This is a genomic window from Streptomyces sp. UW30, from assembly GCF_008042075.1.
GTDB lineage: Bacteria > Actinomycetota > Actinomycetes > Streptomycetales > Streptomycetaceae > Streptomyces.
The window spans coordinates 1,478,529-1,499,697 of record NZ_RDBN01000037.1; the positions used below are offsets into that span (position 1 = coordinate 1,478,529).

A 21,169-nucleotide genomic window follows, 5' to 3' on the forward strand; every position below is an offset into this window, starting at 1 on the left:
GGGACCGGCTCGGACACGAGCAGCAGTGGATCCGGCTGGACCTGCCCGCGGCGGGCGGCTTCGGGGCCCCGCGGGTCCGGTTCCGCAACGCGCTGCTGGGCCAGGTCATCCTCGCCTACGCCTGGAATCTGCTCGACGGCCGCCGTGACGCCGTCCTCGACTGGCTTCGTCAGCTGCTGAGCCATCGTGACCTGGACGTGCGTGCCCGGGCCGCGGACGCGGCTCACCCTCGGCGCGGTGTCGTCGCTGCGACGGTCAGTGCGTCCGCCGCTGTCCCGGTCCGTGCCGCCGTCGCCGCGACGGTCGCCGGTGGCGCGGTCGGAGCGGTGGTCGTCACCCGTCCTCCCGGCGCCTTCCCTCTCCCTGTCGGCCGTCGGCTCCCGCCAGGGCCGTGTTCTGCCGCTGTCCTCGGCGCGGCCGGCCGGGGCGTCCGCGCGGCGTTCCGTCGACCGGGCGTCCGCGCGGCGTTCCGTCGACCGGGCGTCCGCCCGTCCGCCGAAGGCTCCCGGCAACGGTTCGTCTGCGGGCGGCCCGGCAGGTGGTCCGGCGGGCGCGGAGCCGGAGCGCCGGCCGCCGGAACCGGACAGCCGCGAACGGGGCGTACCCCCTTCGTCCCGCGGCCGCGTGCGGTCCGTGTCGAAGTCCGAACCGTCGTCGTACCGCTCCCGGAGGACCTCGCCCTTGAGCGGTTCGGGTTCCCGGTCCCGCAGGTCCCGGTCGTCGCCGTCGCCGCCGGGTTCCAGGGCCCGCGCGAGGGTGCCGCGCAGGCGCCCGCGTCGGGTGGCTGTCTCGAACAGGCCGTCACCGTCCCTGAGCACTTCGTCCAGGACGGCCCGCTCCAGCTCCGCCTGTTCGAAGGGCTCCCGGTCGGCGTCGCCGCGTTCCAGGATCATGCGCATCACCTCGCGCCGGACCTCCCGCTTCTCCGCCTCGCCCTTCTCGATCCAGGCCAGGGCGGCGCGCGGGCCCTCCTTCTCCATGATCCCGGCGATCAGACCGTCGACGCCCTCCTCGCGGATCATGTCCAGGTGCCGCTTGCGGCGCATGCCCTCCAGCCGTGTCTCGCGCACGACGTCCCGGAACTCCCGCCCGCTGGCGGCGATCTCGTCCTCGTCGACGAGGAGTTCGATCTGCAGGTTGCGCAGCCGGATCGCGTCGTCGCCGCTGAACCCGGCCAGCGCGGCGTTCAGCGCCATCTCGGCCTCGTGGAACTCGGCGATGTCGTAGTCCCGGGCGACCGAGCGCATCGTCTTGCGCAGAAAGCCGTAGAGCGCGCCGCTCATGTCACGGATCCCGCGGGCGACCACCTCGGCGGGGTCGGCGACCCGGCACACGAGGTCCACCCGGCTGCGGAAGGAGAACGTGGGATCGCGGCTGAGCAGCGGGATGTCCAGGATCAGCCGGTGCTCCGCCATGTCGACCGTGAACACACTGAGGTAGGCCCCGAACCGTGACGAGGGTATTTCCTCGCCGCTGCGGACCGTCAGCGAGGGACCGCTGTCCCGGACGAGAACCAGGGCCCGGCCGGGAGCCGGTGGCCGCAACGGGTTCACCAGCCGCCACTTGGGGACGTCGTCGATGCTCAGGACCGGGTCGTAGGTCTGCTCCTCCATGTCTCCCCCTCTCTTTCCAGTGCTGTTGCGAATGCCGGTGGTACGAGGCCGCTCACCTGGAGCGGTCGAGCGTGCGCAGCAGGCGGGCGGCTCCCGCCGAAGGCCTCTCGCGGTCGCGGGCCCACTTGTCCAGCCACCACGTCAGCCGCTCGCGGTGCCGACCGGGCCGGCGGGCCACGGACAGCAGCAGTGCCTCGACGGCGTCCAGGGAACCGGGGGACTTGACCGCGAAGTCGTCGATCCACTTGTGCAGCGCGTCCAAGGCGGCGTCCTGCACCGGGCGCCGGGCCAGGGCACGCGCCCACAGCTCCGCCAGCCGCTCACGGTGGCGAGGCAGCTCGGTCAGGAGAACAGGCACGCCCGGCACCCGGGCGTGTCCGCTGCCGCCGACGTCGAGGACCGGTGCCTCGTACGGCTGGGAGACGGCGAACACGAACGCCGACAGCGACTTGACGACCATGGGGGACAGGTCCTGCGGCTCGGACCACTCCAGGTAGGCGTCTAGCACCGCGGAGCTCTGCCCCTGGTGGATGAGGTGGACGCCGCCCCATGCCACGGACGGCAGCGTGCCCCAGTCGTCCTCCCGGTCCAGCGCACTGCGCAACACGGCCACGGCCCGCCCGGGCGCCGTACGGCCGAGCAGCCCGCCGACCGCGTTGGCCGCCGTCCCCGCCAGACGGCGCTGGTAGGCGGAGGCGTCGCCGCGCGCCCACCGGTGCAGCACTTCCCACACCGCCTCCGCCGTCTCCGGGCGGCTTCCCGCCACACTGAGCGCGGTGGCGGCGGCCTGCCGGAGCGGCCAGGACGTACTGCCGGCCCACGTCGTCAGGAACCGGTGCACCGCATGGTGCGGATCGGCGAGCGCCAGCACGCCCGCCGCGACCGCGGCCCGGGCACGCACGTCCAGGTCACGATGGCTCAGCAGCTGACGAAGCCAGTCGAGGACGGCGTCACGGCGGCCGTCGAGCAGATTCCAGGCGTAGGCGAGGATGACCTGGCCCAGCAGCGCGTTGCGGAACCGGACCCGCGGGGCCCCGAAGCCGCCCGCCGCGGGCAGGTCCAGCCGGATCCACTGCTGCTCGTGTCCGAGCCGGTCCCCGAACCGCACGTCGGGTGGGGCGGGTTCGGGCTCGCTGAGGGCCGCCCGCAGCTTCATCGCGGCGTCCGCGACGGTGAGGTAGCCGCACTCCTCCAGCACGGCAGCGGCCAGCGCGAACGCCACGGCGTCCGGGGCGCCGTACTGGTTGAACCAGGCGCGCACCTGCTCACTGGGGTCCCGCAGCTGGGCCACGGCAGCGGCCACATCGGCGTCGGCGCGGATCACGGAGGCCAGCCGAGCCGCGTTGCGGGCCGAGGGCTGCTCGCGCAGGGCGGTTGTGGCGCCGGTGCGCTCGAGCAGCGAGCGGAGGTCGGCGCAGGCGTCCGCGCCGCCGCTGTGACCGAGGACCCGGCGTTCGACGACGGCCAGCGGGTCCACGGGAGTGAGCGCGTGCCGGGCCACCTGGTCGCCTCCCGGGCCGCTCGCGAGGACCTCCAGGTCGTGTCCACCGGTCAGGACCAGGAAACAGCCGGTGGCGCGCAGCGTGGCGACCACCGCGGCCCACTGTGCCGTCCCGTGGGAGTGCCCGCTGAGGAAGGCAGAGGCGAACTTCTCGACGGCGGCGGACCCGTCGTCGAGCGCTGCCAGGTACCCCGAGTGCTTCACCGGCGGGTCCCAGCCCACCTCCAGCACGGCGGCGGGGGTCAGTAGCCGGTGGCAGCCCGCCCCGCCGCCGTCCATGGCCAGGGCCTCCCCGAGCAGGTTCACCGCTGCGGCTTCCCGGCCGCTTCCGGGCGCACCGGTGAGCACGAGCACCCGCCGCTCGCACAGGGCATCCAGCGCCTCGCCGTAGGCCTCGGGCGCGACGAACAGTTCGGTGTGGTCGGCGATGTCGGCCGCGTCCATGGCCAGCACGGACACACCGCCCGGCCGCGGCCCGCCGGCACGGGCGCCGCCGGCGTGGAAGCCCCCGCCGAAGCTCACGTCCGCGTTGAAGAGAGCGAGCGTACCGATGCGGGTACCGGAGGCGTCGGCGCTCAGCCGGCGGGCGATCTCGTCGGCGATGGCCCCGGCACGCAGGGCTTCGGACCGCTCGGCGTCGTCACGCCCGTACCCCTCGGCCAGCGAAAGCAGCGCGTCCTTCTCGCTGACCGGCCCGTCGTGCACCTCGGCATCCGTCCGCGGTGACTCGGTGCCGGGGGTCTCGACGTCCTTCTTCGGCTCCGCCGCGTCCTCGTCGACGGCGGCCCGCTTGGTGTCTTCCTTGTTCTTGCCTCGTGGCGGATCGTCTCTGCGGTCCCCCGTACCGGCTCCGGGCCGGGCACTCTCGGGGGAGCTGTCCTCGCTCATGTTCTGGTCTTTTCGGCCTTCGGATCAGCAGTGTTGTCGGTGCACGGAACGTGCGCGCGCGTGCGGATCGGGACGCGGGGAAGGCGGACGTGTCGACGCCGGACCGGACGGTCCCGGCCGATACGGCTCACGACGTCGGTGGTGCTACGACGTCGTCCAGTTCCCCTGAACTTCGACCTTGCCGTTGAACACCTGGGCGTTCTTGATCAGCCCCGCACTGATCTGCGGACCGGACCGGCCCTGCGCGGCGACGGCCTCGTCGACCAGCTTGCGGATCTCCGCCTCGAAATCCGAGTCGAGCATCATGTGCCCGGCGAGCTGCCGCTGAAGGTCCTGTTGAGCGTTCTCGTCGTCGGGGGAGCCGGTCACCTGCTCCAGGGCCTGCTCCGCTGCCGCGTTGCCACGGAACCGTGCGCGGATCCGCTCCACCAGGCGGGCACCTCCGGCCCAGCCCGAGCGGCCGGCCTCCTGCCCCGCACTCTCCAACGCTCCCTTGACCACGAGCGCCACACCTGCCGCTGCGACGGCCGTCACTGGATCCATGCCGTTCCCCCGAAGTCCTGCCTGAACAGGGGAGAAACTGTAGGGCGGCGTCTGCCGGACCCGGAGTGCTTCTTCTCACTATGGCTGGAATGTGTCGCTTCCTGATCGGGATGCGGCCAGGATCGCTCGGTTCCGTTCCGCTTCCTGATCGGTTCCCCCGGGTGTCGTGGGGCAGTCGGCCCGACGGCACAGGTGCAGTCGGGTGCGGGACGATAACGGGAGTAACCGCCCGTGCTGTCAGACCCGGCCGTTAGTCTCGGGGATCATGAGACTGCTGCACACTTCCGACTGGCATCTCGGCAGGGCGTTCCACCGGGTCAACATGCTCGGTGCCCAGGCCGGGTTCATCGGGCACCTCGTCGCGACCGTGCGCGAGCGCGGCGTCGACGCCGTGGTCGTGTCGGGAGACGTGTACGACCGGGCGGTGCCGCCGCTCGCCGCGGTCGAGCTGTTCGACGACGCCCTGCACCGGCTCGCCGACCTCGGTGTGCCGACGGTGATGATCTCCGGGAACCATGACTCGGCACGTCGGCTCGGCGTGGGAGCGGGGCTGATCGGCCGCGCGGGTATCCATCTGCGGACCGAGCCGTCGGCGTGCGGCACGCCGGTCGTACTCCAGGACGACTTCGCAGACGTCGCCTTCTACGGTCTGCCCTATCTCGAACCCGCCCTGGTGAAGGACGAGTTCGGCGTCGAGAAGCCCGGGCACGAGGCCGTGCTCGCCGCCGCCATGGACCGCGTGCGCGCCGACCTCGCCACGCGCGCGCGTGGCACCCGGTCGGTCGTCCTGGCGCACGCCTTCGTCACCGGCGGCCAGGCCAGCGACAGCGAGCGGGACATCACGATCGGCGGGGTGGCCGCGGTGCCCGCCGGGGTCTTCGACGGCGTCGACTACGCGGCGCTCGGCCATCTGCACGGCTGCCAGACCATCACCGAGCGCGTCCGCTACTCGGGTTCTCCGCTGCCGTACTCGTTCTCGGAGGCCGACCACCGCAAGAGCATGTGGCTCGTCGACCTGGACGCCGAGGGCGCGGTCACCGCCGAGCGCGTCGACTGCCCGGTGCCCCGCGCGCTGGCCCGGATCCGGGGCACGCTGGAGGAGCTGCTCGCCGATCCCGGGCTCACCCGGCACGAGGAGGCGTGGATCGAGGCGACGCTCACGGACGCGGTGCGCCCGGCGGACCCCATGGCCCGCCTCGCCGAACGCTTCCCGCACACGCTCAGCCTCGCCTTCGCCCCCGAGCGGGCGCCGGAGGATCCCGACGTGTCGTATGCGCAGCGGCTCGCGGGCCGCAGCGATCAGGAGATCGCGGAGGACTTCGTGGCGCATGTGCGCGGGGCCGGTCCCGACGAGCACGAGCAGGGCGTGCTGCGGGACGCATTCGATGCCGTACGGGCGGACGAGACCGTGCGGGAGGTGGCGCGGTGAGGCTGCACCGCCTCGACATGACGGCGTTCGGACCGTTCGGCGGCTCCCAGACCGTCGACTTCGACACACTGTCCCTGTCCGGCCTCTTCCTGCTGCACGGACCGACCGGCGCCGGCAAGACCTCCGTCCTGGACGCCGTCTGCTACGCGCTCTACGGCTCCGTGCCCGGCGCCCGGCAGAGCGGCCAGGGCATGACCCTGCGCAGCGACCACGCCGAGGCCGGCACCCGCACCGAGGTCCGCCTCGAACTGACCGTCGCGGGACGCCGGTTGGAGGTCACACGCCAGCCGCCCTGGGAGCGCCCCAAGAAGCGCGGCTCGGGCACCACGCTCGACAAGGCGCAGAGCTGGCTGCGCGAGTACGACGTGCAGCCCGGCTCCTGGAAGGACCTCAGCCGCTCGCACCAGGAGATCGGCGAGGAGATCACCCAGCTGCTCGGCATGAGCCGCGAGCAGTTCTGCCAGGTCGTGCTGCTGCCGCAGGGCGACTTCGCGCGCTTCCTGCGCGCCGACGCGGAAGCCCGCGGCAAGCTGCTGGGGCGCCTCTTCGACACCCACCGCTTCGCCGAGGTCGAGAAGCGTCTCGCCGAGCGCCGCCGTGGCGCCGAGGCCCAGGTGCGGGAGGGCGACGCCGCGCTGCTGGCCGATGCGCACCGCATGCAGCAGGCGGCGGGCGACGCGATGCGGTTGCCCGAACTCGCACCGGGCGAGCCGGGCCTCGCCGAGGCCATCCTGGGCGCCGCGGCCGTCGCCCGCAGCACCGCCCGAGAGCAGCTCACCATCGCCCACTGCGGCCTCCTGGCCGCCGAGTCCGCGCAGGCAGCCGCCGAGCGTGCGCTGGCCGACGTACGCGAAGTGGCCCGCCTGCAGGGGCGGTTCGCCGAGGCGCGGGAGCGGGCCCGGCTGCTGGAGGAGCGGGCCGACGCCCACCGTCAGGCACAGGCGCGCATGGAGCGCGGCCGCAAGGCCGAGGTGGTGGCACCCGCTCTGGAGCTGCGGGAGGCGGCCGACGCCGAGCACCGGCAGGCGGCCACGGCACAGGTACACGCGCGTGAGCTGCTGCGGGGTGCGTTCGCAGACGCCGGTGATTCCCAGGCGCAGGGCGCTTTCGCCGATGCCGGTGCGGTGGGGCTCGCCACCGCCGCCCGCCGGGTCGCCGAGGAGCTGGGCGGGCTCGAATCGGCCCGTCGCGGCGAGCGGCGGCTGGCCGAACTCGTCGATGAGCGTGCGCAGTTGGACCGTCAGGAGCGCGCCGACGACGATGTCCGGCTGGAGGCGGAGGCCTGGCTCGGCGAGTGGGAGGAGACCCGCGTCGCGCTCCAGACGCGCATCGAGTCCGCGCAGGACGCCGCGAACCGCGCCGACCAGCTGGCCGAGCGGCGCGAGCCCGCGCGGCAGCGGCTCGCCGCCGCTCGGATGCGCGACCAGCTGGCCGCCGACACGGACACGGCGGCCCGACAGGCGACCGAGGCCCAGGACCAGGCGCTCAAGGCCAGGGCACACTGGCTGGACATCAAGGAACAGCGCCTGAACGGCATCGCCGCCGAGCTCGCCGCGCAGCTCCGGGACGGCGAACCCTGCGCGGTCTGCGGAGCCGTCGACCACCCCGCACCCGCCCGCAAGGACGTCGGCCACGTCGACAGGGCGGCGGAGGAGCGCGCACAGGCCGCCTACCAGCAGGCGGAGGAGCGGCACGCAGAGGCCGAACGCCGCCTGGGCGTCGTACGGGAAGCCCTGGCCGCGGCCACCGCCGAGGCCGGTGACATGCCGACAAGTCGACTCGCCGAGGCGGCCGACGAGTTGGAGCGGCTCTACACCCAGGCCCGCCGGGACGCCTCCGGGCTGCACTCCGCCCACGAGGAGCTGCGCCGCGCCGAGGCGGAACACGACCAACGCACCGCGGCCCACCAGCAGGCGGAGGTCCGGGCCGCCGCGCGGATCGGCCATCGCGAGCGACTGGACCGGGAGAAGGCCACCCTGGAAGCGGAGTTGGCCGAGGCGCGCGGCGCCGCCGAGAGTGTGGCCGCGCGGGCGGGGCAGCTGGAGCGGCAGGCCGCGCTGCTCACCGAGGCCGCCGACACCGCACGTGCCGCGGAGGACACCGCCCAGCGGCTCAAGACCGCCGACGCCCGCCTCGCCGACGCCGCCTTCCGCGCGGGCTTCGACACCCCGCAGGCCGCGGCCGCCGCGCTCCTCGACGACGGCGCCCACCGCGACCTGCAACGACGGCTGGACGCCTGGCAGTCCGAGGAGGCCGCCGTCCGCGCCGTCCTCGCCGAGGCCGACACGGCTGCCGCCGCCCAGCAGCCGCCCGCCGACCTCATGAGCGCCGAGCACGCCGCCTCCGCCGCCGCCCGGCGGACCCGTGACGCCGCCTCCACGCGCGACGCGGCCGCCCGCCGCTGCACCGAACTCGACCGGCTGTCCGCGCGCGCGGCCACCGCCGTACGCCAACTCGCCCCGCTGCGCACGGAGTACGACCGCGTGGCCCGCCTCGCCGGGCTCACCTCGGGCACCTCGGCGGACAACGAACGCAAGATGCGCCTGGAGTCGTACGTGCTGGCGGCCCGTCTGGAACAGGTCGCCGCCGCCGCGACCGTACGGCTGCGGCGCATGTCCTCCGGCCGCTACACCCTGGTCCACTCCGACGACCGCACCGGCCGTGGCCGCAGCGGCCTCGGGCTGCACGTCGTCGACGCCTGGACCGGCCGCGAACGCGACACGGCGACTCTGTCCGGCGGCGAGACCTTCTTCGCCTCCCTCGCCCTCGCCCTCGGCCTCGCGGACGTCGTCACCGACGAGGCCGGCGGTGTCCGCCTCGACACCCTCTTCATCGACGAGGGCTTCGGCAGCCTCGACGACCAGACCCTCGACGAGGTCCTCGACGTCCTCGACTCACTGCGGGAACGGGACCGCAGCGTGGGGATCGTCAGCCATGTCCCCGATCTGCGGCGGCGGATCCATGCGCAGCTGGAGGTGGTGAAGGGGAGATCGGGGTCGGTGCTGCGGCAGCGGGGTGCTTGAGTCCCGCGGCTGCCGGCAACCAGCCACGACCTGGCACGGTGGCGTGCGCAGGCAGGAGATCCGGCCGCTGCGGCCGAGGCCGAGTCCGAGGTGCTGGCCGATCGACTGCGCGTGTTGGGCCCGAGGCACCCTGCCGCCCGGGCCACGGAAGCCGCCCTGGCTCGCTGGCAGGCAACGGCACGGCATGCATGACCGGCGCGTGAGCGGTTCTCGGCCGTGCGACGACCTGTCGAGGCGTCGGTGACCTCACTGGCCGAGGGGACGCCGAGGCAAGGGTGACGAGTAGACGACGCTCGTCGTGACCGAGCCCAGCGTGCCGATCCTTCCCGACACCTCCTCCAGGTGCCGCATCGAGCGGGCCGTGACCTTGATGACGAAGCAGTCGTCGCCCGTGACGTGGTGGGCCTCCAGGATCTCGGGAGTGGCGGCGACCAGGTCATGGAAGGGCTTGTAGTTGCCGTTCGGGTAGCGAAGGCGTACGAAGGCCAGGATCGACAGGCCGAGCCGCTCCGGGTCCACCACGGCGGCGTACCCCTGGATGACGCCCGCCTCCTCCAGCCGCCGCACCCGCTCCGTGACCGCGCTCGCGGACATGGACACGGCACGGGCCAGCTCGGCGAAGCTGGCGCGGCCATCGCGCTGGAGGACATCGAGGATGCGCCAGTCGGTGGCGTCCGGGGAATACGTGGTCATGGACGAGGAATAGCAGGGGAATCACCGGCAGATCAAGAGGAGGGCCGGGGATTGGCCCTTCAGGAAGTGGATCATGGGTCATAGGTTGATGGGCATGACGAACCCTGCCGCCATCGCCTCCATGACAGTCCCTGCGACCGCCGCCTCCATGACCGTTCCTGCGACCGCCACTCCCATCCCTGCTACCGCCACCAGCGCCAATCCTGTCCTGCGCGTCGCGCCCGCCACGCCCGCCGAGGCCGCCGCCCACTTCCGTGCGAGCCTCGCCTTCCACGCCGACGTGTCCGACGTCGCCGCCGCACTCTCGGCCGACGGCGACCCCGGATTCGTCGTCGTGGACTCCCGTTCCACCGAGTCGTGGGACCAGGGCCACATCCCGGGCGCGATCCACCTGCCCACCGCCCTCATCCCCGAGCAGGCCGAGCAGCTCCTCGACAGGTCCGTGCCCGTGGTGACGTACTGCTGGGGCCCCGGCTGCAACGGGGCGACCCGCGCCGCCCTCGCCCTCGCCGAACTCGGCTACCGGGTCAAGGAGATGCTCGGCGGCTTCGAGTACTGGGCGCGAGAGGGCTTCGAGTACGACACCTGGCAGGGGCCCGAACGCCGTACCCCCGACCCGCTCACGGCCCCGGTCGACGCGGACAACTGTGGCTGCTGAGGCCCCTGTTGGACACGGTGAGCTTGTGGGCCGGCTGTGCGTGTAGGTTCTGCTGCCATGGTGAGATACGCGGATCCGGGCACGGTGGAGTGGATCGAGTCGGGCGGCGGCCCCCTGATAGCCGTACCGGAGACGGTACTGCCGTTCTGGGCGGGCGCCGACGGCGACGAGACGGCCTCGGACTACGACCGGGCCTGCGAGGTCGACGGGTTCGTCGGACTGCTGCCCGTGGGAGACAGCGCGGCGCTGGTCTTCGGTGACGAGCCCGCGTCGACCTCCTATCTGCCCGACCACGCCACCTTCGTACGGTGGTGCGCGGCCGACTCCGAGGCGGAACTGCTCGCCCGGGTCCCGGACGCGCTCGCCACCGCGGACTGGGGACGCGAGGTGCGCTGGAAGGTGCCGGGGACGGTGGTGCTGTTCGACTCGGCCTGGCCGGGACGGGACACGGAGCGCACCGAGCATCTGCGGGTGGCCCTGGAGCCCGGGGCGTACGCGGTCCGCGCCGCCCAGGTGCAGCCCGGCCCCGAGACCTGGCTGGGACTCGTCCAGCTGCGCCGGCTGCCGAACTGACCCGCGGGGCGCCGCACGGCGCCGTGCGAACAGCCGTCACGCACGACCACCCTGAATAACCGGGTGCGCCGGACGCGGCCGTTCATCATCATGATCTGCCATGCCGCGATTCCCGCACCCCGCCCCGGAAGACCTGCTCCGCGACCCGCTGCCCCTGCGTGGCCGGACCGCCCTCGTCACGGGGGCCGGCAGACGCGCCGGCATCGGACATGCCGTGGCCCGGCGGCTCGCCGCGTACGGCGCGAGCGTCTATCTGCACCACCATGTGCCGCACGACGCCGCCATGCCCTGGGGAGCCGACCGACCCGAGGAGGTCGCGGCCTCCGTGCGGGAGGCGCTCGGCGATCCCGCCGCCCAGGTCCTCGACGGTCCGGGCGACCTCTCCGACCCGGCCGCGCCCGCCGAACTGATCGCCACGGCCGCCTCGGCCCTCGGCGGGCGGCTCGACATCCTGATCGCCAACCACGCGGTCAGCGGCTTCGACGGCACCCTCGACGAGATCGACGCCGGGATGCTCGACACGCACTGGGCGGTGGACACCCGCTCGGTGGTGCTGCTCGTCCAGGCCCACGCCCGGCTCAGGCCGGCCGGTCCCGGCGGGCGCGTGGTGATGATGACCTCGGGGCAGGACATCGCCGGCGGCATGCCCGGCGAGATCGCCTACGCCCTCCAGAAGGGCGCCCTCGCCTCGATCACCCGCTCCCTGTCCACCACGCTCGTCGAACAGGGCATCACCGTGAACACCGTCAACCCCGGGCCCGTCGACACGGACTACCTGACCGGCGAGGAGTACGAGGCCGTGGCGGCCCGCTTCCCCGCCGGCCGGTGGGGCATGCCCGACGACCCGGCCCGCCTCATCGCCTGGCTGGCGACGGACGAGGCGGGCTGGATCACCGGTCAGGTCATCGACTCCGAGGGCGGATTCCGGCGCTGATCAGAGGTGCTGATCAGCGGGCCGGATCCGAGGCGTTGATCAGAGGGCCGACAGCTCGTCCACCAGGTCGTCCAGGCCCAGCGAACCCTGCGACAGGGCCGCCATGTGCCACGCCTTCAGGTCGAAGGCGTCGCCGTGCCGCTCGCGTGCCTTCTCCCGGCCCTGCAGCCACGCCCGCTCGCCGAGCTTGTAGCCGATGGCCTGGCCCGGAATCGTCAGATACCGGGTCAGCTCGCTCTCCACGAAGTCCGCCGGACGGCTGCTGTGCGACCCGAAGAACTCCTGCGCCAGCTCAGGAGTCCAGCGCTCGCCCGGGTGGAACGGGGAGTCGGCCGGGATCTCCAGCTCCAGGTGCATGCCGATGTCGACGATGACCCGGGCGGCCCGCATCATCTGCGCGTCGAGGTAGCCGAGCCGGTGCTCCGGGTCGGTGAGGAAGCCGAGCTCGTCCATGAGCCGCTCCGCGTACAGCGCCCAGCCCTCGGCGTTGGCGCTGACCCCGCCGATGGTGGCCTGGTAGCGGGAGAGGTTCCCGGCGACGTACGTCCACTGGGCGAGCTGGAGGTGATGGCCCGGCACGCCCTCGTGGTACCAGGTCGAGACCAGGTCGTAGACCGGGAAACGGGTCTGGCCCATCGTCGGCAGCCAGGTGCGGCCCGGACGGGAGAAGTCCTCCGACGGGGCCGTGTAGTACGGGGCCGCCGCGCCGCCGGGCGGGGCGATGCGGGACTCCACCTTCCGTACCGGCTCGGCCAGTTCGAAGTGGGTGCCGTCCAGCTTCTCGATGGCCTCGTCCATCAGGCTCTGCAGCCAGTCGCGGACCTCGTCGACGCCCTCGATGTGCTTGCCGTGCTCGTCGAGGTGCGCCAGCGCCACCCACGGGGTCGCGGCGCCCGGGAGGATCTTCTCGGCCTCCTTCTTCATCTCGCCGAGCAGCCGGTGGTACTCGGACCAGCCGTACGCGTACGCCTCGTCGAGGTCCAGGTCGATGCCGTTGAAGTAGCGCGCCCAGCGGGCGTAGCGCTCGCGGCCCACCGTGTTCGACGCGCCCTCGATGGCCGGCGCGTACACGTCGCGCATCCAGTCCCGCAGCTCCACCACGGCGGCCGTCCCCGCGCGGGCTGCCTCGTCCAGCTCGGCGCGCAGCGCCTCGGGACCCGCCGAGACGAAGTCCTCGAACCAGCCGCGTCCCTCGCCGGTGTCGGACCACTCGGTGAGCTGCTCGACGAAGGTGGCGGTCGGGCGCGGCGCCGCGTACAGCTTGCGCTCCAGGCCGAGCGCGAGCGACTCGCGGTAGCCCGCATACGCGGCAGGCACCGCGCGCAGCCGCTCGGCGATCGCCGCCCAGTCCTCGTCGGTCTCGGTCGGCGTGACGGTGAAGATCTCCCGAACCGAGTGTGCGGGCGTGGCCATGTTGCCGACCGAGCGCAGACCTTCCTCGGTGTCGTGCACGGCCAGTTCCGCGGTCAGGCGCTCGCGCAGCAGGCGCCCGCACCGGCGCTCGATGTCACTGTCCGCGCCGGGCCGGGCTTCGGCCTCGTCGAGCCGGGCGAGCGTGGCCCGCTGGAGCTGCGCGAGCGCCTCCTGGCCCGCGGGAGAGAGATCGGGGAGCTTGCTCGAGCTCTCCTTCACGCCGAGATACGTACCGGTGACCGGGTCGAGGGCGATGAGTTCGTCGACATACGCGTCGGCGACCTCACGGGGAAGCGGGCTGTTGGTCTCAGACATGCGGTCCATCCTCATACGGCGACCGCTGCCGCGTCAGCCCGGTTTCACCGGCCCTTGTCCCAAGTCAGCCCGATTTCGCTGAGGGCGTGTTTCCCGGCGTGTCGGGTGGCAGCAGCGGCCCGCAGTGCCACTCCTGGAAAATCAGCCGTGTCTCCACGCGCGCGACTTCCCGCTGGGACGTGAACTCGTCCAGCACCAGCCGCTGAAGATCGGCCATGTCCGAGACCGCGACATGGACCAGATAGTCGTCCGGACCGGTGAGATGGAAGACGGTCAGCGACTCCGGCAGCGCCCGGATCCGCTCCACGAAGGGCCCCACCAGCTCCCGCCTATGCGGCCTGACCTGCACCGACAGCAGCGCCTGAAGACCTCGGCCCAGCTTTGCCGGGTCCAGCCTGAGCTGGTGGCCGAGAATCACGCCCGAGCGGCGCAGCCGCGTCACCCGGTCAAGACACGTCGACGGCGCGACCCCGACCTGCGTGGCGAGGTCGCGATAGGTGGTCCGGGCGTCGTTCTGCAACAGCCGCAGCAGATGCAGATCGACCGGATCCAGTACGACAGATTCGGCCATTGGCCGAACGTAACACGGGATTCGCCCACCTGTTCCCGGTCACTGTTCACTCTTCCGGCCATGGATCCAGCGAGCAGGGAGGCGCCGAACCGCATGACCGGGTACGACGACGCACGCACCGCACCGAGAGCACTCGCCACCGAGGCCGTGCACGCCGGCCGTGACGACCTCGCCCGGCAGGGCCTGCACGCCCCGCCGATCGACCTGTCGACCACCTACCCCTCCTACGACAGCCGCGGCGAGGCCGCCCGCATCGACGCCTTCGCCACCACCGGCGCCGAGCCGGACGGCCCGCCCGTCTACGGCCGCCTGGGCAATCCGACGGTCGCCCGCTTCGAGACCGCCCTGGCCCGCCTGGAGGGCACGCAGGCCGCGGTCGCCTTCGCCAGCGGGATGGCGGCACTGAGCGCGGTCCTGCTGGTACGGGCCTCGATGGGCCTGCGCCACGTTGTCGCCGTACGCCCGCTGTACGGGTGCAGCGACCATCTGCTCACCGCCGGGCTGCTGGGATCGGAGGTGACCTGGACCGACCCGGCCGGCGTCGCGGAGGCGCTGCGCCCGGACACCGGCCTGGTCATGGTCGAGTCCCCGGCGAATCCCACGCTCGCCGAGGTGGATCTGCGGGCGCTGGCCCACGCATGCGGCTCGGTTCCCCTGCTCGCGGACAACACCTTCGCCACACCCGTGCTCCAGCGCCCCGTCGAACAGGGCGCCAGGCTGGTGCTGCACAGCGCCACCAAGTATCTCGGCGGGCACGGGGACGTGATGGCGGGCGTGGTGGCCTGCGACGAGGAGTTCGCGGGACGGCTGCGGCAGATACGGTTCGCCACGGGCGGCGTCCTGCATCCCCTGGCCGGCTATCTGCTGCTGCGGGGCCTTTCGACCCTCCCCGTCCGGGTGCGGGCGGCCTCGGCGAGCGCCGCCGAACTGGCCCGCCGCCTCGCCGCCGACCCGCGTGTGGCCCGCGTCCACTATCCGCGCATCGGCGGCGCCATGATCGCCTTCGAGGTGCACGGCGACCCGCACGAGGTCATCGCCGGCGTCCGCCTGATCACCCCCGCCGTCAGCCTCGGCAGCGTCGACACGCTCATCCAGCACCCGGCGTCCATCAGCCACCGCATCGTGGACGCGGACGACCGGCGAGGAGCCGGCGTCAGCGACCAGTTGCTGCGGATGTCGGTGGGGCTGGAGGACGTGGACGACCTGTGGGGCGACCTGGATCAGGCGCTGGAGGCGCGGCAGCGCCCCTCCAGGGACGCGGGTCTGGATCGATATGCGGCTCCGCCGCAGGGCGCGACCGGCCACCACGCACCCGCGGTGGCCGGCCGATAACCCCTACGGCGCCTCGGCCCTCCCCGTCTCACTCGCGCTCGACACCCGTCCCGTAATCCCCACGACGCTCTCGGCCTCCAGAGGAGCACCGAGCCGGGCCGTGATCACCAGGGTCCCCTCCTCGATCTGATAGTCGAGGGGGAGCCCCAGGGCGCGCATCGCGGCGACCATCCCGGTGTTGGAGGACTGCGTCACGGCGTACACGCTCTCGCAGCCCGCCTCGACCGCCATCGCCACCAGCCGGCGCAGCAACTCGCCGCCGATGCCGCGCCGCTGCCACGCGTCCTCGACGAGCAGCGCGACCTCGGTCTCGTCCCCGTCCCACAGCAGATGGCCGAGGCCGACGATGCGACCCGAGGCCGTCTGCACGGCCAGCGTCCGCCCGAATCGAGGGCTCAACAGGTGCTTCAGATAGCGGTCCGCGTCACCGACCGGACCGTGGTAGCGCATGCCCAGCGTCCGCGGCGAGCACCGCTCGTGCATCTCCTTCGCGGCCTCTCGGTCACCGTTGTCCGCCCGGCGCACGGTGATGTCGTTGCCCTGGGGCAGCGTCAGCACGTCCTGGCTGCGCGGCACGCGCGGACCGAGCCGGGCGTCCAGCTCCACCAGGGCCCGCGCCCGCGCGAACTCGGTCGGCGTGAACGGCAGATACGGCCGCACCACGGTGATCACTCCACCTTCCGGTGCCCGCAGCCGCATCACGGTGTCCTCCAGAACCCCTTCCACCGGCACCGGCTCGGGTCCCCGACCGCCCACGGCGGGCACCGCGGGCAGTGACCGGATCGTGCACCGGCCCAGCAACTGCCGCAGCGCCAGCGGCAGTTCCGCCGCGTCCAGGGCGGTACGGGTGGCCAGGCCCAGGACCCGGGTCGGCGCGTCCACCAGGTCATGGGCGTCGGCCCGCTCGATCCAGGTGCCGGAGCCGCCGGCCACCGAGACCGCGCTGCTGATCTCGGCCGCCGCGAGCCCGCCGGGCGCGCGCAGCAGGAACTCGTCCACCGTGCCGTCGGCCAGCGGATGCGTCTGCAGGCTCAGAATGTCGACCCGCAGTTCCGCGAGCGCCGCGCACAACGCGGCCAGCGAACCCGGTTCGTCCTTCACCGTCGTCCGCATCCGCCACAGCGCACCTTCCCCGGACACCGTCGCCGCCGTGTCGCGCGGCTGGTCCGACCGCCCGGCCGGCTCCTCGGAGCGCGGCCGGGCATCGGTATCACTGGTCGGCGGTGCGTGACCCTGGCGGCGTGTCCTCCATACGCGGAAGCCGGCCAGGGTGACCAGCAGGGCCGCCGCGGCCAGGAGCAGCGCCGGTCCGTCAGGCCCGAACCCGTTGAGGTTCGCCGCGGCTTCGGCCACCGCCACCGCCGTCAGGACCGCGGCGAGTTCGACGGCGTTGCGCCGCCAGTGGTGCACGGGACGCCCGTGCTTCGCACGCCTCACATCAGATATGTCTCGAGTCATGCACCCACTGTGAAGGAACGGTGTTGCGTGATCACGAACGTATTGTGACCGGGCGGTAAAGAGCCGCTATGTCGTTATTGTGGCTTTTTCAACTGTGTGGGATGGGACGACCAGGACGAGCACACGCCCGTCAGGCGGCCACACCCTCCGCCAGCGCGCTGTGCAGCCGCCGGGCCTGCGCCACGAGTCGCGACGAGCCACGGCGCTCCGCCGTCAGCGCCAGGTGCGGCAGCTCCTCGCGTGCCCCCGTTCGCTCCGCGCACTCGGCAGCGACGGCCAGGAGATCCGCCAGCCCCCGCGCCGGAGCGACCGCCCCGTCGCCCGCCAGGTCCGCCAGCAGGATCGGCAGGGTGCGCCGGAGCACTCCCCACACCGTGGCGTTCGCCCCCGTGGCCGCCGCCGTCCGCACCGACTCCACCAGCCGCGACGGCTTCACGGCACCGCACTGCACCAACTGCCCCAGATCCGCGCCGAGTCGGTCCGTGTCGAGCTGCCCCTGGGCCGCCAGCACCAACAGGGCGTCCACCGCGGCGAGCCGGTCCTCCGGATGCCGTGCGCCGAGCCCGTACGCCACGCACAGGTGCACGGCCTCGCCCGCCTCGCCGCCCGCCTCGGCCAGCAGCGGAAGTATCGCCGCGCCGCCACGCGAGTCTTCGACGGCGACCGCATAGAGATCGCGCAGCATTCTGACCGCCACCAGCTCGCGCTGTTCGGGCAGCAGGGCGAGCCAGTGCGGCTCCATGCCGTCGCTCCAGTGGTAGCAGTGCCAGCGGTCCCGGAACACGCTCACGGACTGTCCCAACGGGCGCAAGCCGGGCGGGAAGTCACCCTGTAGCTCGGCGATCTCCCCGGATTCGACGAATATGCGGTTCCCCGAAGTCCGGCGTCGGGACACCGGCGCGGCCCAACCGCCGCTGAGCAGCCACTGCTCCAGACGCCTGCCCTCCGTCGTGCCGAGCGTCGCCGCACGCGCCGCGGCCGCCTCGGCCGGCCCACGCTCCTCGCGCCGCACCCGCAGCAGCGCCTGCGCGAAGTCGGCCGCCGACACCCGCGCCCCGAGGCGCCCGTACTCGGCCAGACGTGCCACCAGTTCGTCCGGCTCCAGCAGCCCCGTGCCCCAGGTGGGCGTGGACAGCAGGAACGGCAGGGGCTCGGTACGGATCCGGTACGCCACCTCGCAGAGGCGGACCTCGAAGGCCCGGGTGAGCGGGCTGTGAGCGCACTCGCCGCTGACGGTGCCGTGCTGGAGGGCGTGGTGGAGCGTGGCGGTGCGCACCTTGCCCAGGAGCGTCGCCAACAGGAGCTCAAGTCCGTGCGCCGGGCTGTTCAGGCCGTGGTACCCGGTGAAGTAGTCGTCCGCGCTCGACCCGTACGGTGGCTCGGGCTGCGCCCACCAGCGCCCTGCGACGACGGGTTCCAGCGCCTCCAGCAGCGCGTCCCGGTCGCCGTACGCATGACGCACGAGTCCGTCCAGGGCCCGCTCGAACGCCGCGACGTCACCGCCGGCCACGAGCAACGCGCCGACCTCCTCGGCGAGTTCCGCCGCCGACTCGGGCGCGGGCGCCACACGCACCGGCTCCGGTGCGGGCGGCAGGACCTCCTCGTAGGCCACCGGCTGCGACGGCACGGGGGAGGCGCCCAGGCTCTCGGCCGCCCGCTTGCGAAGCGTCGGAATCAACTGGGCCGCGGCCACGGCGAGTTCCTCCCGCACCTCGGCCGCGCCCGGCTTGCCCACATGCCGCTCCACCAGCTTGAGCGCCCGCTCCTGCACCTCCGCGTCCTCGTGCCCGAAGGCCTGGGCGACGGTGGGCAGCAACTCCCCGGCGGTGGACGGGTCGCGGGCGATGACCTTGCCGAGCAGGACCAGCTGGGCGCGCACGAGCTTCTTCTCGGTGCGGAACAGGACCGCGCCCGACATCTCGACCAGCTGACGCGCGGCCACCTCACCGTCCAGGGCCAGCGACGCCAGCACCGACTGCGCGTGCGCGGCCACGACGGACGCGGCGTCGGCGGCCAGCGCGAGCCAGTCCGCGATGTGCTCGCGCTGCTCCTGACGGGTGAGGTCGAACGCCTGGAGCATCCGCAGGAACACCCGGTGGTCGGCGGCCGGACCGCCTCGCAGCAGCCGGGCCAGGCACGCGTCGACCGTAGCCTTCCGGTCCAGGACGCCGTCGACGGTCAGCTGGGCGATCGCCTCGTGCCAGCTGTTCGGACCCTCGACGGCGGTCCAGGCCAGACGGCTGCCGATGTCGTCCGTCTCGAAGAGCGCCGCCACCAGCCGAGCCAGGTGCGGGTCCCTGCGCAGCCGGGCCAGGACGGTGTCGCCGCGCTGCCAGACATGGCCGATGTGCTCCACCCAGCCGTGGACATAGGCCTCCGTCGTCGGCACCGGGCAGCCGGAGAGCCGGACCAGGCCCGCCGTCAGCTCGTACGGCACCCGCGCGGAAGGCGGACGCTCGGCGATCCGGTGTGCCACATCGCCGAGCCAGGCGGGGGCCCGGTCGCCCAGGACGTCGATCAGCACACCCGGCGACGCCGGCCACCAGCGCATGTCGGCGGCGGCGAGCCAACTCGCCACACCGGCCGCACCGGTCTGGCAGGCGGTCCCCGCCGCATGCAGGGCGGGATAGGCGCGGCGGGCCTCGGAGGTCCACTGGTCCGCCCTCAGCTCCTTGCGCAGCTGCCTCAACTCGGGGAAGAGCGCCCGCCGTTCGGCGTCCGTCATGCCGTCCAGGAGGCTCACCACCTCGGCCGTCCGTCCCGCCCGCACCGCATCCATCAGTGAAGTCATCGCGCATCCCCCTCGACTCGTGCCAGGTCCCGCTCAGCCGCGGGGACGCCCCGCCGCACCATGCGTACCGCCAGCGCGTGCTTGCACGGCCCGCGCCCGCCCCGGTACTTCGCCCACCACGGACAGCTGCAGCTGAGCACCCCCGCCTCGTCGCGCACCCGGTGCACATGCCCGTCCTCGGCCGTCACCGTCCCCAAGGCGCCGTCCAGCGCGACCGCGCCCGCCGCCACCAGCGCCCGCGCCGAACGCAGGCGAGGGTTGTGGCGCTCCACCCGCTCGGCGTCGTAGGGCAGCTCCCGGTGGAAGTAGGCCGCCTCCGCCGTGTCGTATCCGACCCGCCCCGACGTGCCGAGGCGGACGAGGGCCGCCCGGACGCGCTCGGGCGTGAGGCCCGAGGCCGCGGCCAGGTCGGCGACGTCGACGCGGGGTTCCCACGCCAGGAGCACCGCGATCAGCTCCGCGTCCTCGGCGGCCTCGTCGGTGGCGAGCGCGTCGAGGACGCCGCCCTCACCGGAGAAGCCGCGCGAGGCGTCGGGCGACAGTGTCAGGGTCAGCCGCATGCCGGGCAGGACCACCTCCCAGGCACTCGCCGTGGCGGGCGCACCGCCGGTGACCGCCGGGCCGTACACGCGCAGGGCCGTGGCATGCCGCAGCACCCGCTGGAGCGCGACCAGCCGCTCCGGACCCGGCAGGCACACCGCGCCGGGCACCGCGCGCGTGGTCGGCCGCAGTCCGCTCCCCGACGGCACCACCCACCGCGGGCCGCCCGAGACGCCGCGCGCCCCACCACGCGGCAGCGCCCGCAGGAACCGCACCGCCTCCGCGGCCGGCAGCTCGGCCCGCAGGTCGAAGCCGGCCGCAATCACCTGCGCCTCCGCGAAGCCCCGCAGCCAGCGGTCCGGGAGCGGCACCTTCTTCTCCACGACCGGCCCGTCCAGCGTGGTCACCGCCAGCTCCTCGGGGCCCACCCGCAGATGCAGCGGATCGTCCGAGCCGATCCTGGACAGGGCCTCGCGCAGCGGGTTGTTGACGTCGACGTTCGTCGTGCCGTGCCCCACCTCGCCGCCGTCCAGACCCGGCTCCAGCACGTCCAGGCGGGCGTACACCCCGCAGCAGCCGGAGAAGGACTCGAAGCGCAGCCGGTCGCCGTTGCCCGTCACCACCGGGTCGAGCGAGGCCGGCCGCTGCCGCTGGTAGTACCGGGCGGCCGCCACGTCGGCCACCGCGAGCAGCGCGGCCGAGGCCACCTGAGGAGTCGTCAGGAAGCCTGCGAAGAACTGCGGATGGTCCTTCACCCCCGAGGGTGTCGCACCCCGGGAAGTCTCCAGCCCCAGCAGCTGTCCGCCCGCTGCGGACTCCAGCACGGAGGGTCGCCGATAAGCCACGGCCTGCAAAGATCGCGTCATGGAAAAACCGTAGAGGCGGCCACTGACA

At 73.2% G+C, this 21,169-nt stretch carries 14 protein-coding genes and 1 pseudogene; 6 read left to right on the plus strand and 9 right to left on the minus strand.

Going from position 1 to position 21,169, the window contains the following annotated elements; all coding sequences use genetic code 11:
* From EAO75_RS46050 to EAO75_RS25500, 3 genes and pseudogenes are all read right to left on the minus strand, one after another.
* Positions 1–1,613: pseudogene (locus EAO75_RS46050) on the minus strand (hypothetical protein); the annotation flags it as partial.
* 52 nt (positions 1,614–1,665) lie between these two features.
* The gene (locus tag EAO75_RS25495) at positions 1,666–4,002 is read right to left on the minus strand and encodes a hypothetical protein (RefSeq protein WP_147997348.1); all 2,337 of its coding nucleotides are present in this window, start codon (positions 4,000–4,002) and stop codon (positions 1,666–1,668) included.
* A 144-nt stretch (positions 4,003–4,146) separates the two neighbouring features.
* Complete coding sequence (locus EAO75_RS25500) at positions 4,147–4,545, minus strand: hypothetical protein (protein ID WP_147997349.1); 399 nt, start codon at positions 4,543–4,545, stop codon at positions 4,147–4,149.
* 265 nt (positions 4,546–4,810) lie between these two features.
* Between EAO75_RS25500 and EAO75_RS25505 the strand changes: the two genes are divergently transcribed.
* On the plus strand, positions 4,811–5,974 hold the full coding sequence (locus tag EAO75_RS25505; RefSeq protein ID WP_147997350.1) for an exonuclease SbcCD subunit D: 1,164 nt from the start codon (positions 4,811–4,813) through the stop codon (positions 5,972–5,974).
* The gene (locus tag EAO75_RS25510) at positions 5,971–8,997 is read left to right on the plus strand and encodes an AAA family ATPase (RefSeq protein ID WP_147997351.1); all 3,027 of its coding nucleotides are present in this window, start codon (positions 5,971–5,973) and stop codon (positions 8,995–8,997) included. Before EAO75_RS25505 ends, EAO75_RS25510 begins: the two co-directional genes overlap by 4 nt.
* Before the next feature lie 246 nt (positions 8,998–9,243).
* On the opposite strand, the gene EAO75_RS25515 is transcribed toward EAO75_RS25510, so the two are convergent.
* Positions 9,244–9,690 carry an Lrp/AsnC family transcriptional regulator gene (locus EAO75_RS25515; protein ID WP_147997352.1) on the minus strand — a complete coding sequence of 149 codons (447 nt, stop codon included), beginning with the start codon at positions 9,688–9,690 and terminating at the stop codon, positions 9,244–9,246.
* Positions 9,691–9,838: 148 nt separating this feature from the next.
* Here EAO75_RS25515 and EAO75_RS25520 point away from each other — a divergent pair, with 148 nt between their 5' ends.
* From EAO75_RS25520 to EAO75_RS25530, 3 genes are all read left to right on the plus strand, one after another.
* Complete coding sequence (locus EAO75_RS25520; RefSeq protein ID WP_147998066.1) at positions 9,839–10,348, plus strand: rhodanese-like domain-containing protein; 510 nt, start codon at positions 9,839–9,841, stop codon at positions 10,346–10,348.
* Positions 10,349–10,405: 57 nt separating this feature from the next.
* The gene (locus EAO75_RS25525) at positions 10,406–10,921 is read left to right on the plus strand and encodes an immunity 21 family protein (protein WP_147997353.1); all 516 of its coding nucleotides are present in this window, start codon (positions 10,406–10,408) and stop codon (positions 10,919–10,921) included.
* A 100-nt stretch (positions 10,922–11,021) separates the two neighbouring features.
* Positions 11,022–11,855, plus strand: coding sequence for an SDR family oxidoreductase (locus EAO75_RS25530; RefSeq protein ID WP_147997354.1), 834 nt, complete (start codon positions 11,022–11,024; stop codon positions 11,853–11,855).
* A gap of 39 nt (positions 11,856–11,894) precedes the next feature.
* Here EAO75_RS25530 and EAO75_RS25535 read toward each other — a convergent pair whose 3' ends face one another.
* On the minus strand, positions 11,895–13,583 hold the full coding sequence (locus EAO75_RS25535) for a DUF885 domain-containing protein (RefSeq protein WP_147997355.1): 1,689 nt from the start codon (positions 13,581–13,583) through the stop codon (positions 11,895–11,897).
* Between the two features lie 64 nt (positions 13,584–13,647).
* Positions 13,648–14,154 (minus strand): Lrp/AsnC family transcriptional regulator, encoded by a 507-nt coding sequence (locus tag EAO75_RS25540; protein ID WP_147997356.1) that lies wholly within the window; start codon positions 14,152–14,154, stop codon positions 13,648–13,650.
* A gap of 93 nt (positions 14,155–14,247) precedes the next feature.
* Between EAO75_RS25540 and EAO75_RS25545 the strand changes: the two genes are divergently transcribed.
* Positions 14,248–15,486, plus strand: coding sequence for a trans-sulfuration enzyme family protein (locus EAO75_RS25545; RefSeq protein ID WP_147997357.1), 1,239 nt, complete (start codon positions 14,248–14,250; stop codon positions 15,484–15,486).
* 3 nt (positions 15,487–15,489) lie between these two features.
* Here EAO75_RS25545 and EAO75_RS25550 read toward each other — a convergent pair whose 3' ends face one another.
* From EAO75_RS25550 to EAO75_RS25560, 3 genes are all read right to left on the minus strand, one after another.
* Positions 15,490–16,944 (minus strand): GNAT family N-acetyltransferase, encoded by a 1,455-nt coding sequence (locus EAO75_RS25550; protein WP_261989399.1) that lies wholly within the window; start codon positions 16,942–16,944, stop codon positions 15,490–15,492.
* Positions 16,945–17,074: 130 nt separating this feature from the next.
* A complete protein-coding gene (locus EAO75_RS25555) occupies positions 17,075–19,735 on the minus strand; it encodes a DUF6493 family protein (protein ID WP_147997358.1) in 2,661 nt (886 codons plus the stop codon).
* Positions 19,732–21,141, minus strand: coding sequence for an SWIM zinc finger domain-containing protein (locus EAO75_RS25560; RefSeq protein WP_147997359.1), 1,410 nt, complete (start codon positions 21,139–21,141; stop codon positions 19,732–19,734). Before EAO75_RS25560 ends, EAO75_RS25555 begins: the two co-directional genes overlap by 4 nt.
* Positions 21,142–21,169: the final 28 nt, after the last annotated feature.

Excerpts from the sequence above, each read along its gene's own strand:
- EAO75_RS25495 (WP_147997348.1), bottom strand. The coding sequence starts at position 4,002 with ATGAGCGAGGACAGCTCCCCCGAGAGTGCCCGGCCCGGAGCCGGTACG.
- EAO75_RS25500 (WP_147997349.1), bottom strand. The coding sequence starts at position 4,545 with ATGGATCCAGTGACGGCCGTCGCAGCGGCAGGTGTGGCGCTCGTGGTC.
- EAO75_RS25505 (WP_147997350.1), top strand. The coding sequence starts at position 4,811 with ATGAGACTGCTGCACACTTCCGACTGGCATCTCGGCAGGGCGTTCCAC.
- EAO75_RS25515 (WP_147997352.1), bottom strand. The coding sequence starts at position 9,690 with ATGACCACGTATTCCCCGGACGCCACCGACTGGCGCATCCTCGATGTC.
- EAO75_RS25520 (WP_147998066.1), top strand. The coding sequence starts at position 9,839 with ATGACCGTTCCTGCGACCGCCACTCCCATCCCTGCTACCGCCACCAGC.
- EAO75_RS25525 (WP_147997353.1), top strand. The coding sequence starts at position 10,406 with ATGGTGAGATACGCGGATCCGGGCACGGTGGAGTGGATCGAGTCGGGC.
- EAO75_RS25530 (WP_147997354.1), top strand. The coding sequence starts at position 11,022 with ATGCCGCGATTCCCGCACCCCGCCCCGGAAGACCTGCTCCGCGACCCG.
- EAO75_RS25535 (WP_147997355.1), bottom strand. The coding sequence starts at position 13,583 with ATGTCTGAGACCAACAGCCCGCTTCCCCGTGAGGTCGCCGACGCGTAT.
- EAO75_RS25540 (WP_147997356.1), bottom strand. The coding sequence starts at position 14,154 with ATGGCCGAATCTGTCGTACTGGATCCGGTCGATCTGCATCTGCTGCGG.
- EAO75_RS25545 (WP_147997357.1), top strand. The coding sequence starts at position 14,248 with ATGACCGGGTACGACGACGCACGCACCGCACCGAGAGCACTCGCCACC.
- EAO75_RS25550 (WP_261989399.1), bottom strand. The coding sequence starts at position 16,944 with ATGACTCGAGACATATCTGATGTGAGGCGTGCGAAGCACGGGCGTCCC.
- EAO75_RS25555 (WP_147997358.1), bottom strand. The coding sequence starts at position 19,735 with ATGACTTCACTGATGGATGCGGTGCGGGCGGGACGGACGGCCGAGGTG.
- EAO75_RS25560 (WP_147997359.1), bottom strand. The coding sequence starts at position 21,141 with ATGACGCGATCTTTGCAGGCCGTGGCTTATCGGCGACCCTCCGTGCTG.